Origin of the sequence: Acinetobacter sp. YH12227 (assembly GCF_013417785.1) — a bacterium.
Lineage (GTDB): Bacteria > Pseudomonadota > Gammaproteobacteria > Pseudomonadales > Moraxellaceae > Acinetobacter > Acinetobacter gandensis.
This window is the reverse complement of record NZ_VPDH01000053.1, coordinates 12501-28130: the sequence shown is the minus strand read 5'-3', so window position 1 is coordinate 28130 and position 15630 is coordinate 12501. Positions and strand designations below refer to the sequence as shown.

The following is a 15630-nucleotide window of genomic DNA, read 5'->3' as shown; positions in this document are numbered from 1 at the left end:
CATGAGAAAGCCCATATAAATGGGTAATGTACAAGTTGCTGTAGAAGCATGTTTAATTCGTCTGATCACAGATACTTTATAAAGTATTTTAATACTTTTTTGAATCCGTCAATGCGTAAGTCCTATAAGTTATCGTTTTCTAATCACTTTAAATAAATTCGTTCCATAAAAGGGCGAATGAGGCGCTTTTAATCATTCATGTCGTGACTAACATCTGGTTACAGCGAGACTCAGCTAAGATTTGAAAAAATGCGCTGAATGAGCAAATTTTCTTTCATTAAAGTTATTTTTTAGATATGTATTTTTTTCTTCATTCGTTGTTACAAAGTCTCTGATTTATGCATTGATGACAATGTGCATAATAGTGTGAGTACAGGCATTGAGGCATGGTTTGCATGTACTCAATGAAGTCAAAGACAACTCGTAACTTAGGCGAATTTCAGTGCTAATTTATAGAAAAATTTAAATGGCAATTTTAAGAATAATAGAAAGGCTGTTTTCGACTTGAATCAACTGTTTGAAGTATTGGCGCGAATCAAATTGAATGATTCTGAACATTAGACATAAAACTGGAAAATGTGCAGAACTTGTTGATATTTTCCTTGAGGGATAAAGATATGGATCTTAAACATATAAAAAATCTACTGGACATTTTTGAAGGTACGGTTGAAAAGCGCTGTGCCGTATATGAACTTGCAGACGATGAAGATGATGAAAATCAAGCCGCAGCTGAATGTAATGCAGCGAAAACACAGTTACTTATTGCAATTGAGCAGTTAGTGCATGCGCATGAAACACAGCAAGATAAATTGTAGTCTCATCGGATTTACAGTTGTGACAATCCTGCTCTATAAACGTGATGCAGAATAAAAAAACCACCCGAGGGTGGTTTTGAACAAGGAACAGCGAAAGGAAATTAAGCGGGAATATTTTCCTGATCAATTTTATCTTTCTTTTCCCAAGCTTTTTCGTGGAAGAAGAAGGCAAATGCTTGAACAGTCGGTTCAAGTAAACTTAAAGTAATAGCCATTGCCCAGCTGCCAGTGACAAAATAACCAACAAGCATCGCAACCGTAATGTGCATGATGTAATAGCTCAATGTTTTCTTAAACATGCGCTGATTGTTTTCGACGAATTTGTTAATGTGTGCCATGAGAATGCTCCTTGTTTAATCAATTCATTTTGGCTTGATTTAATAATAATGATTCTTATTTGCATTGTAAAAGAGAAATTTCAATTTATCATCATTGAATTTTTTAATTATGCCTTTGCAGAATGATTATGCTTATAAAAATGCAGGCGAAATGTAAAAGAGAAACTAGGCGTTAAGCCAGAATTGGCGCTGTTTTCAGCTAGATAATTAGATTTAAAAAAGCAGTGAAATCACTGACTTTTTATCATTCCTATAAGTTTTTAAACTAATAAAAATGATAAATTAGATTTATGTTAATAGCTCGTTATAATCGATTTAACGAAAGAATTTACCCAGTCCAGTGGAGCAAATCGACATGGCAGGCGAAACCCCAAAAGCAAAAACATTGTATGACAAATTGTGGGATGACCATTTAGTAAAACAACGAGATGATGGCTCTTCATTATTATATATCGACCGTCATTTATTGCATGAAGTAACTTCACCACAAGCATTTGAAGGTCTACAGCTTGCGGGACGAAAACCATGGCGTTTAAGTGCAAACGTTGCAACACCTGACCATAACGTACCTACTTCTAAAAAAGAACGTTCTGAAGGTATTGCTGGTATTGAAGATGATACTTCACGTATTCAAGTACAAACTTTAGATGATAACTGCAAAACTTTTAATGTTGCGCAATTTGACATTAATGACGTGCGTCAAGGGATTGCACATGTGGTCGGGCCTGAGCAAGGTTTAACTTTGCCTGGTATGACCGTGGTATGTGGTGACTCGCATACTGCAACACATGGTGCATTTGGTTGCTTGGCACATGGTATTGGTACATCTGAAGTTGAACATGTATTGGCAACTCAATGCTTAGTTCAAAAGAAAATGAAAAACATGTTGGTTCGCGTTGATGGAAAATTAGGTCAAGGCGTAACGTCTAAAGACGTGGTTTTAGCGATTATTGGTAAAATTGGTACCGCAGGTGGTACAGGTCACGCGATTGAATTTGGTGGTCAAGTGTTCCGTGATATGTCGATTGAAGGCCGTATGACCGTATGTAATATGGCAATCGAAGGCGGTGCTCGTGTGGGTATGGTCGCTGTCGATGACAAAACCATTGAATACGTGAAAGACCGTCCATATGCACCGAAAGGTGAGCAGTGGGATCAAGCCGTTGAATACTGGAATACCTTGCATTCTGATGAAGATGCACACTTTGATACTGTGGTGGTATTGCAAGGTGAAGAAATTGAGCCACAAGTGTCTTGGGGAACGTCTCCTGAGATGGTGATTCCTGTGACTCAAGCTGTGCCAACCTTAGAACAAGCAAAAGATGATGTTCAGCGTAATGACTGGACACGTGCGTATAATTACATGGGTTTAACCGCAGGTCAGGCGTTAGCAGATATTCAATTAGACCGTGTGTTTATTGGTTCTTGCACCAACTCGCGTATTGAAGATATTCGTGCAGCAGCAGAAATTGCAAAAGGCAAAAAAGTTGCATCAAGTATTAAACAAGCGATGGTTGTGCCGGGTTCAGGTTTAGTGAAAGCACAAGCTGAAGCTGAAGGTTTAGACAAGATCTTAATCGAAGCTGGTTTTGAATGGCGTGAGCCAGGTTGTTCAATGTGCTTAGCGATGAACGCTGACAAATTACAACCGGGTGAGCACTGTGCATCAACCTCGAACCGTAACTTTGAAGGTCGTCAAGGCAATGGCGGTCGCACTCACTTAGTAAGCCCAGCAATGGCAGCAGCAGCCGCAATTGCAGGTCACTTTGTTGATGTACGTTCTTTCTAATATTGGCAGCTAGGAGCAAACAGCATGAAAAAATATACCGTTGAACAAGGTATCGTTGCACCTTTAGACCGTGCCAATGTCGATACTGATTTAATCATTCCAAAACAGTTCTTGAAATCAATCAAACGCACTGGTTTTGGTGAAAACTTATTTGATGAATTGCGTTATTTAGATGAAGGTTATTTGGGCTTAGATAACTCAAAACGTCCATTAAACCCAGATTTCGCATTAAACCAAGCTCGTTATCAAGGTGCATCAATCTTGATTTCACGTGCCAACTTTGGTTGTGGTTCTAGCCGTGAACATGCGCCGTGGGCTTTGGAAGAATACGGTTTCCGTACTGTGATTGCGCCAAGCTATGCAGACATTTTCTATAACAACAGCTTTAAAAATGGCATGTTGCCCGTGATCTTGTCTGAAGAGATTGTTGATCAATTATTTAAAGAATGTCTTGCGACTGAAGGCTATCAATTAACCATTGATCTAGAAGCACAAGAAGTTCGTACCCCGACGGGCGAAGCATTCAAATTTGAAGTTGATCCATTTCGCAAACACTGTTTATTAAATGGTTTGGATGATATTGGTCTAACTTTGCAAGCTGCAGATGATATTCGAGCTTATGAAGAAAAAACCAAGCAATCACGACCTTGGGTTTTTGCTGAGATTAAAGCCTAAGTATGGACCAAGAACTTCGCTGTAGTATCTATGTCCAACTCTTGTTAATATCAGACATAACAAAATTTATACGTTAGTCAGAATTGAACAGGTTGGGTTCGAATAATGCGAAAGTTCTTCGGTCAGCTGATTGTTACAGGCGTGGTGCTAGCATCACTGGGTGCATGTCAAACCATTGACACAGCACGCATTAAAAATGTGAAAGAAACTGAAAGCACGAAAAATAATGCAGTCATTCGTTGCGTAGGTCGAGCGACGTGTGAGTTTGAGCGTTTTGATAAATTAATGGTGGTTGATTCGAGTAATCACCACGTTCAACGCGCTGCAATTAAAGCGGGCATTGTCCGTTTAAATGGCCATTCGTTATCAGATCCGAATGCATTATATCTTTCTGTGCCACCGGGACAGCATGAAGTGGTGATTCGATTTTATCCAATTTCAACAGATAAAGCGGAATCTCTGCATGTGATTCATAATTTTAGAGCCAAGCAGCAGTATAGTTTTAAAATGTTCCGTGATCGTTCAAAGCAAAAAGGCAGTTTATTGGCTGTATCTGCGCCAGATCCTTTATGTGTTGATTTGATTCAGGAAAAAAAGACCATTCGACGTTTCTGCCGCCCATACAATGTCTTAACAGGACTTGGTGAGTTCGTAGAAAAAAAACTTTAAATCTGACTGGTAATAAAGCCAGCGTATAAATGGAAACACTCATGTCAAAACATATTTTGATTTTACCAGGTGATGGTATTGGTCCTGAAATCGTGAAAGCGGCTGAACAAGTGCTTACACGTGTGAATGAAAAATTCAACTTAGGTTTGACTTGGGAACAAGGTTTATTAGGTGGCGCAGCAATTGATGCACATGGTTCACCATACCCTGACGTAACAGCAGCGCAAGCAAAAAAAGCTGATGCTATTTTGTTAGGTGCAGTCGGTGGTCCGAAGTGGGATAGTATTGAACGTTCAATCCGTCCAGAACGTGGTTTGTTAAAAATTCGCTCAGAATTAAATTTATTCGCGAATTTACGTCCAGCGATTCTTTATCCACAATTGGCAGATGCTTCAAGTTTGAAACCTGAAATCGTGTCAGGTTTGGATATTCTTATCGTACGTGAATTGACTGGTGGTATTTACTTCGGTCAACCACGTGGTATTCGTGAGCTTGAAAACGGTGAAAAACAAGGTTTCAACACCGACGTTTATGCTGAGTCTGAAATTAAACGTATTGCCAAAGTTGCTTTTGAAATGGCTAACTTACGTGGCGGTAAAGTATGTTCGGTAGATAAAGCCAACGTGCTTGAAGTGACTGAGCTTTGGAAACAAACCGTTACTGCATTGAAAGAAGAACAATACCCAGAAATCAACTTGTCTCATATGTATGTAGACAATGCTGCAATGCAATTGGTACGCGCACCGAAACAGTTTGATGTGATCGTAACTGGTAACTTATTCGGTGATATTTTATCGGACGAAGCGGCGATGTTAACGGGCTCAATTGGTATGTTGCCATCAGCATCTTTGGATGAAAATGGTAAAGGTATGTATGAGCCATGTCATGGTTCTGCGCCTGACATCGCAGGTCAAAACATTGCTAACCCATTAGCGACAATTCTTTCTGTTGCGATGATGCTTCGTTACACATTCCGTGAAGAAGCTGCCGCTAAAGCGATTGAAGATGCTGTAGGTAATGTTTTGGATCAAGGCTTACGTACAGGTGACATTATGTCTGAAGGCAGTACGAAAGTCGGTACAGTGGAAATGGGTCAAGCTGTAGTAACAGCATTGAACTAAGTTTTCATTGAATTGAAAAAACGCAGCTTAACGCTGCGTTTTTTATGTTTTGGAAAAAATGCCGGATAGCAATATATGCAGAGTTACTACTAAATTAGCAAGTTCGCCCAGTGAATTGCACATCGGTCGCAATATTATTTTTCAGTTTGAATTCAATTAAGCAACTTAGCTCGACATCATAACTATGCGTGCCACTCGGAATAGGTACAGCTGCACCACTGCCTATGCCCATAGCAGGATTGTCCGCCATGGGGAGGGGAATACTAACAGGTCGTGCTACTCGGTAACTCAAACGATCTGGATATAATTCGGCGGGGCTGATATTTTGATAGCCTAATTGGCTTAAATTGAGTTGAGTACGGATCGTCTCACTGGACTTTCCAATAAATGACTCTAAATAGCGATGTCGCTCGTAACTTGGCACTGTTGATGTCGCTGCACAAGCTGACAACAGAATGGCGCTGCAGATAGCTACGGAACCAAAGTGAAGATGCAAAAAACCTAAAGGAAAAATCATGCTTAATTTCATGGAATACAGCCTCACGAAACAACAATAATTCTTAGTTTAATCCGTTGTGAGCGTAATAAGTGTATGAATTTGATACATGGCAACGCTATTAGACCACACTCATATCAAAGCATATTGCAAGAAATCAACATGCCTTTCCAATGTAATGTACAGACTGTACGACATTATTTTCTAATTTAAATTGAATTTGGCATTTCATTTCAACGCTGAGATTGCTTTTAGATGGGGGGAGGTATGGCAGCTCCCATTGTCACGCTTGTGCCGATATTGGGCGTATCAATAGGAACATGCATATGATAAAACCATACATATTATGCAAGATGGTATAAGTGAGTGTATTTTTAGTTTGCACGGTTGCTGCTGCCTGACGATAACCCATTTGGGTTAAATTGAGTTGCTGTTGTACTTGTATGACAGACTGTCCAATATATTGTTGTAGGGATTGATCTAATTTTTCTTGCTTCATTGTTGCACAAGTTGTCAGCGGCAGTGCTATATAAATGCAAAATATTTTTACATGATAAAGTTCTTCATTATTGTTTGTGTTATTGCATCTGGATGAAATTAAAGTAATTGTTACCACGTGTAATTCCATAGGATGAGTGGGATTAAGCTGAATAAATAGTCAAATTTTAAAGTTTTGATCTTTTAGAATTGATTGTGCAGACATTAAAAAAGCCACTATTTTCAGTGGCTTTTTTGCTTTCGCTAAAACTTAGCGTGCACGATAAGTGATACGACCCTTAGATAAATCATAAGGAGTCATTTCTACTTTAACACTATCGCCTGTCAAAATACGGATGTAATGTTTACGCATTTTACCAGAGATGTGAGCAATCACTTCATGACCGTTTTCTAAACGTACACGGAACATAGTATTAGGAAGCGTCTCGGTGACAACGCCTTCGAACTCGATGAGTTCCTCTTTATTGGCCATAGCCTACCTAAAAGAATAAATTGGAAAGGCGCAAATTATAGTCAATTCTTTTGCGAAATACAAGCCATTACAGGTTTTGCAGTGATCGACTGTCAGTTAAATAAGCGAACAAATCAGTTAAATATTTTCTACAAAAAAGATCAGCTAACTGTTGTCAGTTTGGTCAATCGCAGTTAATCTAAATTCAATCTTTTTAGGTATAAATGAAGTACATACAAGGAAGGTTCTGGAGTGGGGCAGCTAACTGATGCATCTGTTGTACTGCGTTTGGGGTATCAAGCGATTCGTCGTGCAGGATTACCAACAGAAGAAATTTTAACAAAAGCGGGTGTCGCTTTAAATCAGGTCGAAACCAATGACCGTACCCCGCTCAACGCGCAATTTGCCTTTTGGGTGGCTGCAGAAGAAGTCAGTAAGGATCCTGACATCGGATTGCATCTCGGTGAACATTTGCCTTTATATCGCGGACAAGTGATTGAGCACCTGTTTATTTCATCTGAAAATTTTGGTGAAGGGCTGAAGCGTGCTTTGGCTTATCAACGTCTAATTAGCGATGCTTTTCATGCCAAATTAGTCATTGAAGATGACCGTTGTTATTTGACCAATGGTGAACAGCCATGGGCAGAAAACATTGTCAATCGCCATTTTTCTGAATGCGCTTTATCTGGCGTTTTACGTTTTTTTAAGTTCATTACAGAAGGGCGTTTTCAACCGATTTATATTGACTTTAATTTTAGTCAGGGTGCATCGGATGATGAATATTTCCGTATTTATGAATGCCCAGTTAGTCTAGGGCAGAAAGAAACGCGTCTGTATTTTGATCCCGCCATTTTGGAATATCAGTTGTGGCAGGCAGAACCTGAGCTATTACAATTACATGAACAATTGGCGATTGAAAAATTGCAGGAATTGGCGCGCTATGACTTGGTGGGTGAAGTTCGACGTGCTATTGGTTCAACTCTTGAAAGTGGGGAAACAACGCTAGAAACAGTCGCTGCGCAGTTGAATATTACACCACGTCGCTTACGTACTCAGTTGTCTGAAGCAAATACCAGCTTCCAGCAAATCTTGTCAGATTATCGCTGTCGTTTAGCGAAAAAACTGTTGGCGAATACCAATGAAAGTGTTGAACGCATTGTCTATTTAACCGGCTTTTCTGAGCCGAGTACGTTCTATCGCGCGTTTAAACGCTGGACCAATGAAACGCCTGTGGAATATCGTAAGCGTAAGCAGCGTTAAGGTTATTCTTCGATAAAATCCTCCCCCAATCCCTCCTTTAATAAAGGAGGGGAGTGCCTCTTATTGTCAAATGGGAGCTTTATAAACCCAAGTTTAAAATGAAGGATTGCTCCTCCCTTTATAAAAGGGAGGCTGGGAGGGATTTTTTACTCAGGCATATTTAACCAATGTGGCCCTAGTGGAACTTTAGGTAATTCAAACTGTGCAGGATAGTCTGCGTGAATGAAATATAAACCATCTGGTGGTGCAGTCACGCCTGCTGCTTTACGGTCTTCTGCGGCAAAAATCGCGTCAATATGGTCAATCTCATACATGCCCTGACCGACTTCAAGGAGGCAGCCCATAATGTTGCGAACCATATGGTGTAAAAATCCATCAGCTTGAATATCAAGCACTAAATAGCAGCCATGTTGAATGAGGCGGCAGTGACGTACATGGCGGACTGGCTGATTGGATTGACAGGCAGCGGCACGAAAGCTTTCAAAATTATGTGTGCCTTCAAACTTTGTTGCCGCTTGCTGCATTTTGGCAACATCAAGTTGGGCATATACATGCGTCACTTGTTTATGCAATAAGGCAGGGCGCTGGGGATTGTTATAGACCACATAGCGATAACGTCGTGCTTGCGCTTTGAAGCGCGCATGAAATTCGTGATCCATCTCTTTAATCCATTGGATTGAGATGTCTTTCGGCAGTTGGCTATTACTGCCCATGAGCCAGCCACGAATAGGACGAATCGCATTCGTATCAAAATGCGCAACCATATTGGTGGCATGTACGCCTGCATCGGTACGACCCGCGCCATGCAGCATAATCGGTTCATTGGCAACTTTACTTAAGACAGTTTCAATGGTTTCTTGCACGCTTGGTACACCCGGTTGCTGAGTTTGCCAGCCTTTATACTGCATGCCACAAAACTCAATCCCAATTGCAAAACGTTGCATAGTTACCTCAAATTACCTTAGTCATTCCAATGCGCTGACCATTCTGCTGCGCTGTCGTATTGTAAATACATTTTTAAGCATTTGGCATAAAGATCTGCATGCCCATAGCAATTACTCACCAAGAGCCCACTTTGTTGTACCCATTCGCTTATTGCATAGCGTTGATCAATTCTGCCAAAAATCACTTGTGTACTGAGTAGAATGGCGCAACCTTTGTTTTGTAGTGATTTGAATAAGTCTAAAAGTTCAGCATTAATTGAAATATTGCCTGTACCAAAACCTTGCAAAATTAAGGCGTCGGGCGGTTGTTGTAAAAATGCTTTTAAATTTGCGACTTGCAATGCAGGAGCAATGGGTTGCCACATATAGCTGACACAGCTAAATGCTTCGGCCTTTTCTAGCATATGTTCGTTGATGATCACAGCTGCATCAGTTGAAGAAATTGGCAATGATGCATCTATGCCATCAAAGGCTTTCAGTTCAGTTGTGTGTACCTTTAAGGCTGATTGCGCATGATATAAATGATGGTGAAATGCTAAATACACACCCACAGATGATGTATGAACAGATTCCAATGCAAAATTTAGATTATCAATTGCATCGGTAAATTCGCGGGTATTATCGCCTGAAACAGTAAAGAGTGGATACTGACTGCCTGTGAGGACCACATGTGCAGATTGACCTATAAAATGGGCCAATACAGCACTTGCGTAACTTAAAGTGTCAGTACCATGAATGACGACAAAATGTTGGAATTGTTGTAACTGAAGTTGCTGTATTTGATGGATGAGAGTAAGCCAATCAGGTGCAGTGCAAGCACTACTATCCCGTATAACGGATGCGACAAAACATTCAATATCAAGATGTAAGGGTAGGACATGTTTGAGTTTTGGAATAAAGTCATCAGCAGGCATCGGGCTGAGCGGCTCACCCACACAGCCAAAAGTACCACCCATATAAATTAGAGCTATTTTTTTCATCATAAAAAAAGCAGTCATGGAAGACTGCTTTATTTTAAATGGCTTTTGCTTAAGATGCGATCTGATTCAGTAACTGTTCTGCCTGTTGGCGTTGTTCAGTTGAAAACTCAGCTTCTTTCTCTGCCAATACATCACGAGCAGCTTGGTAAGCACCTAATTTCACATATTGCTCTGCAAGTTCAATATTGAGTTGTGCTTCATTGACTTCAAGCAACTCAGGGAATGATTGTACCAGCGGATCATTATGATCAGTTGTAGATGCAACAACTGGTGCACTAACACCACTAATATCAAAACTTAGGCCTGTAGAAGGTGATACTGCAGGCTTATCTTCAACTGATGGAATAGTATCAAGTTTGAAGTCTAATGCTGTTTCAGGCTGTTCTTCCTGCTTTGCTGTGTCAAAACCCGTTAAATCAAAACTTAATGTCGGTTCTTCAACTTTAGCTTCTTCAGTTTTTGGTACATCTGTGGTGAAAGAGAAATCAAGTGGTTCAATTTTATCTTGAGTCGCTTTAAGTGCTTCAACAGGCTGAGTTGTTGACGAAGTTGATGGTGCAAAGTCCATATTGAAATCAAGCGGTTTGATTTCATCAACTGCAGTTTCTGTTGGTGTTATTAATGGTGCTGTCTCAGTAATAACTGGCTTGTCTTGAGTGGTGAATGATTCAAACTCTAAAGGCTTAATATCTTCTACCTGAGTCGGTTTCTCAACCACTTCAGATTGAACTTTTGGAGCTGAACTGAAATTGAAATCAAGTGGCTTAATTTCTTCAACCTTACTTTCTGCTGCAGGAGCTGTTGTCGTCTCCATCAATGCATCAAAGTCAGCCGTATTTTTTGAGCTAGTAGACTGCGTCGTATCTTCAACTACAGGTGATACAAAATTAGTACTGTTGTCATTTTGCTCTTTATTGCCTTCGTATTCAGCTTTTTTAACATCAGCTTGTTCAAGAATGTCATCTAATTCTAATGAACGGATGTGACTGAGTAACTGACTGATCGCAAATTCATCTTTTTGTAAAATATGAATGTCTAAAAGATATAAATACAATTCATGCTGCGAATTGTCTTTTTTGAGCGATTGGTTGATTTGTGCTTCTGCTGAAAAGAAATTACGCTCAGCAATGAGCTTTTCAATCTTACTGCGTGTATCAGCAGTAAGCTCTGTCATTTTTTTCTTTTCGATAACAGTATTATCGACAGCATGGGTTTTCTTTGGGGCAGCTTTTGCTGAAGTGCCAGTTTTCTTTGCCTTTACTGGCTTTGTCGCTTTATCTGATTCTTGGTCTTTTTGGCGTTTGTTCAATATTACCAAAACGATCACTAAGATCACTAATGGAATCACATAAATCAGCATGTTTTAACCCCTTGGAGATAGAGTGATAAAGGTTGCACTCATCCCTATAAAATCATCATTTGTAACGTATTAGCTATTGGCTTCTTTTATCTGCTTGTTGTGCTTTCAACTGTTGTTGCAGTTGTGCAAGACGCGCATTTAATAGTTGAATTCTATGATCCTTTTGATTTAGTGCCAATTCTAATTGAGTTACGTTTCTCTGTAATTTAACGGTTTTTTCCCGTGATGTCATAACTTTTAATGACAACTCTTTCGAAGTTTTGTTTTTTTCTGATGAATTGTTTGCAGAAGCTGGAGCTAAATCTTGTGATTTCTCAGCCACTAAGCTCATTTCTGCTTGGTTTAAGCGATATTTTGCTTTGCCTGACTGGCTAGATGGTGTTTTTGCCAGTTCCGCTGCAGACACTTTCGTCGGCTCTTTTTGAGGTTTTCCACTAGTAATATTGAGTGCAGCGCCACGACGCAGACGATTGACATCACCTTGAATAAACGCATGTTCATTTGAGGCTTTAATTTGCTTCATGACTTCGCCCACAGGACGATTTTGCTCAGCGGCAATACGTGATGCAATGCCCCATAAACTTTCATTGCTTCGCACGACATATTGTGTGGCAGCTGACCCTGTATTAACGGGTTGAGCAGTTGGTGTCGCGGCTTGAGCTTTTACAGGCACATTTTCGATGGGTTTTGTTGCACGCTTTTGTGCTATTTCATCCGCATATTTTTTGGCTAGAGGGTCTTGTGAAATGCTGGCTGACTCGTTTGCAGGTGCAGGTGGCACTATTTTTGCGGTAGCGCTATTTTGGCTAGATAGAGTCGTTGATGAATCTTTTAATGCTGTTGGCGCTGGAATATGCGGCGCATTGGGTGTTGGGACCGTATAATTTTGCACATGTACTGGTGACTCAATCGCAACGGGTGTTGTGATAGGAGCTTGTATCAGGCTTGGCGGTGCTTTTTTGCTGAGCAGCAACGGTTGCTCAGCAGCGATGACAGGTTTTGCTGTATAGAGCGTACTGGTCGGTAGATTTAATGCGATATCTTTTTCATTCACAATAATCACAGGGGCCAGTGGACGCTCATTTGCTTGGGTTTGAGCAGATGCATTATTGGTTGGGCTACGTTTTAATGGGGTTTTAATACTTTGTAAGCGTGATGCATTACCTTCTTTAATATTGACAATAAAATTGAGTTCAGCATCAGTGACTGGGCGTGAAGAAGTGATGGTAATCACACCATTACCTGCGCCATCACGACGCGTGAAAAAGTTCAAATGCCCAGGTGGTTGATGACCTGTACCCATGCTGAGCAAGTCCTCCGCACTGGCTAAACTGGCGTTTAGTGGCACAGAAGTGTCTGAGTGGCGGAAATGAATCTCAGCGTACAGCAACTCCCCAGGTGCTGATTGAACTTGAACAGGATCAATAGAGATCGCATGAATATTCTGAGATGCAATAACGGCTAAAATGGCGATCTTTAATTTGTTATATACGGTCATCTTAATCTTTAGCTCGAGCATTTATGTCGCATGGCGAAAATTATAGATTAGCGACTTGTCAGAGAATTGTAAAATACTTACACGATAGTTACATAAAAAAGCCGATCAATTGTGATCGGCTTCTTATTCAATGGCTTAAAAATGCTTAAGCATTTTTATATTCCACTAAAATACGCAACATGCGACGAAGTGGTTCAGCAGCACCCCAAAGTAATTGGTCACCTACAGTAAACGCACCAAGGTATTCTTTACCCATATTGAGCTTACGTAAACGACCTACTGGTACAGATAATGTGCCAGTGACTGCAACAGGTGTTAAATCTGTCATAGATGCTTCGCGAGTGTTTGGAACAACTTTTGCCCATTGGTTCGCATTACGTAACATGTCTTCAATTTCATCAAGCGGCACGTCTTTTTTCAATTTCAACGTTAAGGCTTGAGAGTGGCAACGCATTGCACCAATACGAACACAATGGCCGTCAATTGGAACAATTTGTTGATTGCCTAAGATCTTGTTGGTTTCAACTTGACCTTTCCATTCTTCTTTCGACTGACCGCTTTCAAGCTGCTTGTCGATGTATGGAATGAGCGAGCCTGCTAAAGGTACACCAAAGTTTGCTGAAGGGAAGCCTTCGCCACGTTGTAATTCAGCAATTTTAGAGTCGATATCTAAAATTGGTGAGCGCGGATCATCAAGTAAGTCTTTTGTATTGTTATACAAGTAACCCATGCCTGAGATCAGTTCACGCATATTTTGCGCGCCTGCACCCGAAGCTGCTTGATAGGTCATCGATGTTGCCCATTCCACTAAATTATTTTGGAATAAGCCGCCTAAGCCCATCAACATCAACGAAACTGTACAGTTACCGCCAACGAAAGTTTTAGTGCCTTTCACTAAACCGTCTTTGATGACATGCATGTTTACAGGATCAAGTACGATGATTGCTTCATCATCCATACGAAGAGTAGACGCAGCATCAATCCAGTAGCCATCCCAAGCTTCAGCTTTTAGCTTTGGAAACACTTCTGTCGTGTAATCGCCACCTTGGCAGGTAATAATGACATCCATTTGCTTCAGACTATTAATGTCTGTCGCATCCATAAGTGCTGGGGCAGTTTTACCACCAAATGCAGGGGCTTCACCACCTGCATTACTGGTAGAGAAATAGAATGGCTCGATGTGAGCAAAATCATTCTCTTCAACCATACGTTGCATAAGGACGGAACCAACCATCCCGCGCCAACCGACCAGACCTACTTTCATGTCATTGTGCCTCGGTGCGTTAAAAAATAAAAAGGGATTCGAGTGTACCAAACAAGTGCATAACTGCAAGTGCTACATAAGCAAAACACGAATAATATTGTCCAATATATCTACTTTATGTTACATGGAAAATTGATATAAATTTATGAATCAATAAAAAATAAAGAATATAAAAGGAGGCGCTATGATTTGGGTAGAAATTTTGTCGGTGGTGGTCATTTGGTTGACATTCTGGTCGTTGATTCCACGTGATGAGTGGTGGTTCCGCGGCGCAGATTTTCCACGCCTCCAAATTCTAGCCTTGGGAGCAATTGCCTTCATTTTATTGATTGTATGGAAAGCAGAGTGGGACACACCGCGAGAAATTATTTTCGTTGCTCTAATTGCTGCAATGGCTTACCAGCTGAAGATGGTTTTACCCTATACCATGTTGTGGAAGAAACAAGTTAAGCAAGTCAGTCAAGTACAGTTAGATGAAAGCAAACAAATTTCCATGATTGTTTCAAATGTCCTCACCACCAATACCAATTATCATTTATTGATTGAGTTGATAAAAAAGCACCAGCCTGATTTAGTGTTGACGCTGGAAACGGACCAAACTTGGCAAAATGAACTTGCAGTCATTGAAGCCGATTATCCTTACCGTGTTCCAGTGCCCTTAGATAATCTCTATGGCATGCATTTATACAGTAAGTTAGAGCTGACCGAGACAGAAGTTAAATTTATCCTAAGCGATGAAATTCCATCGATACATACTCGGGTAACGCTGCCTTCTGGTAATCAAGTTCAGCTGTATTGCTTGCATCCTAAACCGCCAAGTCCGACTGAAGCCAAAGATTCAACGTTGCGCGATGCGGAATTACTGATTGTTGGCGATCAAATCAAAGACATTGATGAAAGTTGTATTGTGATGGGTGATTTAAATGATGTGGCTTGGTCGAGGACGACACGCTTATTTCAGCGTATTAGCGGTTTGCTCGATCCACGTGTTGGGCGTCATTTTGTAAATACTTTTCATGCTGATTATCCATTACTCCGCTGGTCACTCGATCATGTTTTTCACAGTACTGATTTTGCATTGGTGCATATGGAGCGTCTACCACATATGGGATCGGATCATTTTCCAGTTTATGTGGTGTTGCAAACAGGTCGAATTTTTGAGCAAACTCAACAAGAGCTTGAGCAGACTGATGAGGATGAACAAGAGGCACAAGAAGCGATTCAAGACGGGATAGAAAAAGCGGAAAGAGAAGAAAAGATTGTGACGGATGAAATCGCGAGTGACTATAAGGATGGAACCAAAGTGCCATAAAGGTCTTGGCTTTTAAGAAAAAAGTGTACGATATGGCTTACAAAAGTTTCGGCTTCTGACGAATGGTCAGGTTAAACATATTGACTTAATCTTTATTCATCGGCAGACGGAACTGGGAATGGATAATCCCGCTATGGAAGACTAAGCCGTTGGAACGCAT

The 15630-nt window shown here is 40.6% G+C and carries 16 protein-coding genes; 7 read left to right on the top strand and 9 right to left on the bottom strand.

Annotated elements, in window-relative coordinates; translation table 11 throughout:
• Window positions 1–617 precede the first annotated feature (617 nt).
• Entirely contained in the window at window positions 618–815 is a 198-nt protein-coding gene (locus FTV09_RS12100) for a hypothetical protein (protein ID WP_067763869.1), read from the top strand.
• Between the two features lie 101 nt (window positions 816–916).
• Here the strand turns inward: FTV09_RS12100 and FTV09_RS12095 are convergent, their stop codons facing one another.
• The gene (locus FTV09_RS12095) at window positions 917–1153 is read right to left on the bottom strand and encodes a DUF2061 domain-containing protein (protein WP_067763865.1); all 237 of its coding nucleotides are present in this window, start codon (window positions 1151–1153) and stop codon (window positions 917–919) included.
• A 355-nt stretch (window positions 1154–1508) separates the two neighbouring features.
• Here FTV09_RS12095 and leuC point away from each other — a divergent pair, with 355 nt between their 5' ends.
• From leuC to leuB, 4 genes are all read left to right on the top strand, one after another.
• Complete coding sequence (gene leuC / locus FTV09_RS12090; protein ID WP_180058459.1) at window positions 1509–2942, top strand: 3-isopropylmalate dehydratase large subunit; 1434 nt, start codon at window positions 1509–1511, stop codon at window positions 2940–2942.
• Between the two features lie 24 nt (window positions 2943–2966).
• On the top strand, window positions 2967–3617 hold the full coding sequence (gene leuD / locus FTV09_RS12085) for a 3-isopropylmalate dehydratase small subunit (protein ID WP_180058458.1): 651 nt from the start codon (window positions 2967–2969) through the stop codon (window positions 3615–3617).
• A 105-nt stretch (window positions 3618–3722) separates the two neighbouring features.
• A complete protein-coding gene (locus tag FTV09_RS12080; RefSeq protein WP_067763855.1) occupies window positions 3723–4286 on the top strand; it encodes a hypothetical protein in 564 nt (187 codons plus the stop codon).
• Window positions 4287–4327: 41 nt separating this feature from the next.
• Window positions 4328–5407 carry a 3-isopropylmalate dehydrogenase gene (leuB, locus tag FTV09_RS12075; protein ID WP_067763852.1) on the top strand — a complete coding sequence of 360 codons (1080 nt, stop codon included), beginning with the start codon at window positions 4328–4330 and terminating at the stop codon, window positions 5405–5407.
• 94 nt (window positions 5408–5501) lie between these two features.
• Here the strand turns inward: leuB and FTV09_RS12070 are convergent, their stop codons facing one another.
• The 3 genes from FTV09_RS12070 to infA all read right to left on the bottom strand — a co-directional run bounded on the left by FTV09_RS12070 (window position 5502) and on the right by infA (window position 6873).
• Window positions 5502–5936, bottom strand: a complete 435-nt coding sequence (locus tag FTV09_RS12070; protein WP_257222890.1) for a hypothetical protein — start codon at window positions 5934–5936, stop codon at window positions 5502–5504.
• Window positions 5937–6186: 250 nt separating this feature from the next.
• On the bottom strand, window positions 6187–6402 hold the full coding sequence (locus FTV09_RS12065) for a hypothetical protein (protein ID WP_162270483.1): 216 nt from the start codon (window positions 6400–6402) through the stop codon (window positions 6187–6189).
• Window positions 6403–6651: 249 nt separating this feature from the next.
• On the bottom strand, window positions 6652–6873 hold the full coding sequence (gene infA / locus FTV09_RS12060; protein WP_004692529.1) for a translation initiation factor IF-1: 222 nt from the start codon (window positions 6871–6873) through the stop codon (window positions 6652–6654).
• Between the two features lie 231 nt (window positions 6874–7104).
• On the opposite strand from infA, the gene FTV09_RS12055 reads away from it, so the two are divergent.
• Window positions 7105–8112 carry an AraC family transcriptional regulator gene (locus tag FTV09_RS12055; RefSeq protein ID WP_067763848.1) on the top strand — a complete coding sequence of 336 codons (1008 nt, stop codon included), beginning with the start codon at window positions 7105–7107 and terminating at the stop codon, window positions 8110–8112.
• Window positions 8113–8258: 146 nt separating this feature from the next.
• Here the strand turns inward: FTV09_RS12055 and truA are convergent, their stop codons facing one another.
• The 5 genes from truA to asd all read right to left on the bottom strand — a co-directional run bounded on the left by truA (window position 8259) and on the right by asd (window position 14158).
• Window positions 8259–9056, bottom strand: coding sequence for a tRNA pseudouridine(38-40) synthase TruA (gene truA / locus FTV09_RS12050; protein ID WP_180058457.1), 798 nt, complete (start codon window positions 9054–9056; stop codon window positions 8259–8261).
• A 17-nt stretch (window positions 9057–9073) separates the two neighbouring features.
• Complete coding sequence (locus tag FTV09_RS12045; protein WP_180058460.1) at window positions 9074–10036, bottom strand: asparaginase domain-containing protein; 963 nt, start codon at window positions 10034–10036, stop codon at window positions 9074–9076.
• A gap of 49 nt (window positions 10037–10085) precedes the next feature.
• On the bottom strand, window positions 10086–11396 hold the full coding sequence (locus FTV09_RS12040) for a fimbrial protein FimV (RefSeq protein ID WP_180058456.1): 1311 nt from the start codon (window positions 11394–11396) through the stop codon (window positions 10086–10088).
• Between the two features lie 73 nt (window positions 11397–11469).
• Window positions 11470–12894, bottom strand: coding sequence for a hypothetical protein (locus tag FTV09_RS12035; protein WP_180058455.1), 1425 nt, complete (start codon window positions 12892–12894; stop codon window positions 11470–11472).
• A 145-nt stretch (window positions 12895–13039) separates the two neighbouring features.
• Window positions 13040–14158: an aspartate-semialdehyde dehydrogenase gene (gene asd, locus FTV09_RS12030; RefSeq protein ID WP_067763834.1), complete on the bottom strand. Its 1119-nt coding sequence runs from the start codon at window positions 14156–14158 to the stop codon at window positions 13040–13042.
• A 184-nt stretch (window positions 14159–14342) separates the two neighbouring features.
• Here asd and FTV09_RS12025 point away from each other — a divergent pair, with 184 nt between their 5' ends.
• The gene (locus tag FTV09_RS12025) at window positions 14343–15470 is read left to right on the top strand and encodes an endonuclease/exonuclease/phosphatase family protein (RefSeq protein WP_180058454.1); all 1128 of its coding nucleotides are present in this window, start codon (window positions 14343–14345) and stop codon (window positions 15468–15470) included.
• The last annotated feature ends 160 nt before the right edge of the window (window positions 15471–15630 follow it).

Bases quoted from the DNA above. Each gene is read 5' to 3' on its own strand.
- FTV09_RS12100 (WP_067763869.1), top strand. From the start codon at position 618: ATGGATCTTAAACATATAAAAAATCTACTGGACATTTTTGAAGGTACG.
- FTV09_RS12095 (WP_067763865.1), bottom strand. From the start codon at position 1,153: ATGGCACACATTAACAAATTCGTCGAAAACAATCAGCGCATGTTTAAG.
- leuC (WP_180058459.1), top strand. From the start codon at position 1,509: ATGGCAGGCGAAACCCCAAAAGCAAAAACATTGTATGACAAATTGTGG.
- leuD (WP_180058458.1), top strand. From the start codon at position 2,967: ATGAAAAAATATACCGTTGAACAAGGTATCGTTGCACCTTTAGACCGT.
- FTV09_RS12080 (WP_067763855.1), top strand. From the start codon at position 3,723: ATGCGAAAGTTCTTCGGTCAGCTGATTGTTACAGGCGTGGTGCTAGCA.
- leuB (WP_067763852.1), top strand. From the start codon at position 4,328: ATGTCAAAACATATTTTGATTTTACCAGGTGATGGTATTGGTCCTGAA.
- FTV09_RS12070 (WP_257222890.1), bottom strand. From the start codon at position 5,936: ATGAAATTAAGCATGATTTTTCCTTTAGGTTTTTTGCATCTTCACTTT.
- FTV09_RS12065 (WP_162270483.1), bottom strand. From the start codon at position 6,402: ATGAAGCAAGAAAAATTAGATCAATCCCTACAACAATATATTGGACAG.
- infA (WP_004692529.1), bottom strand. From the start codon at position 6,873: ATGGCCAATAAAGAGGAACTCATCGAGTTCGAAGGCGTTGTCACCGAG.
- truA (WP_180058457.1), bottom strand. From the start codon at position 9,056: ATGCAACGTTTTGCAATTGGGATTGAGTTTTGTGGCATGCAGTATAAA.
- FTV09_RS12045 (WP_180058460.1), bottom strand. From the start codon at position 10,036: ATGAAAAAAATAGCTCTAATTTATATGGGTGGTACTTTTGGCTGTGTG.
- FTV09_RS12040 (WP_180058456.1), bottom strand. From the start codon at position 11,396: ATGCTGATTTATGTGATTCCATTAGTGATCTTAGTGATCGTTTTGGTA.
- FTV09_RS12035 (WP_180058455.1), bottom strand. From the start codon at position 12,894: ATGACCGTATATAACAAATTAAAGATCGCCATTTTAGCCGTTATTGCA.
- asd (WP_067763834.1), bottom strand. From the start codon at position 14,158: ATGAAAGTAGGTCTGGTCGGTTGGCGCGGGATGGTTGGTTCCGTCCTT.
- FTV09_RS12025 (WP_180058454.1), top strand. From the start codon at position 14,343: ATGATTTGGGTAGAAATTTTGTCGGTGGTGGTCATTTGGTTGACATTC.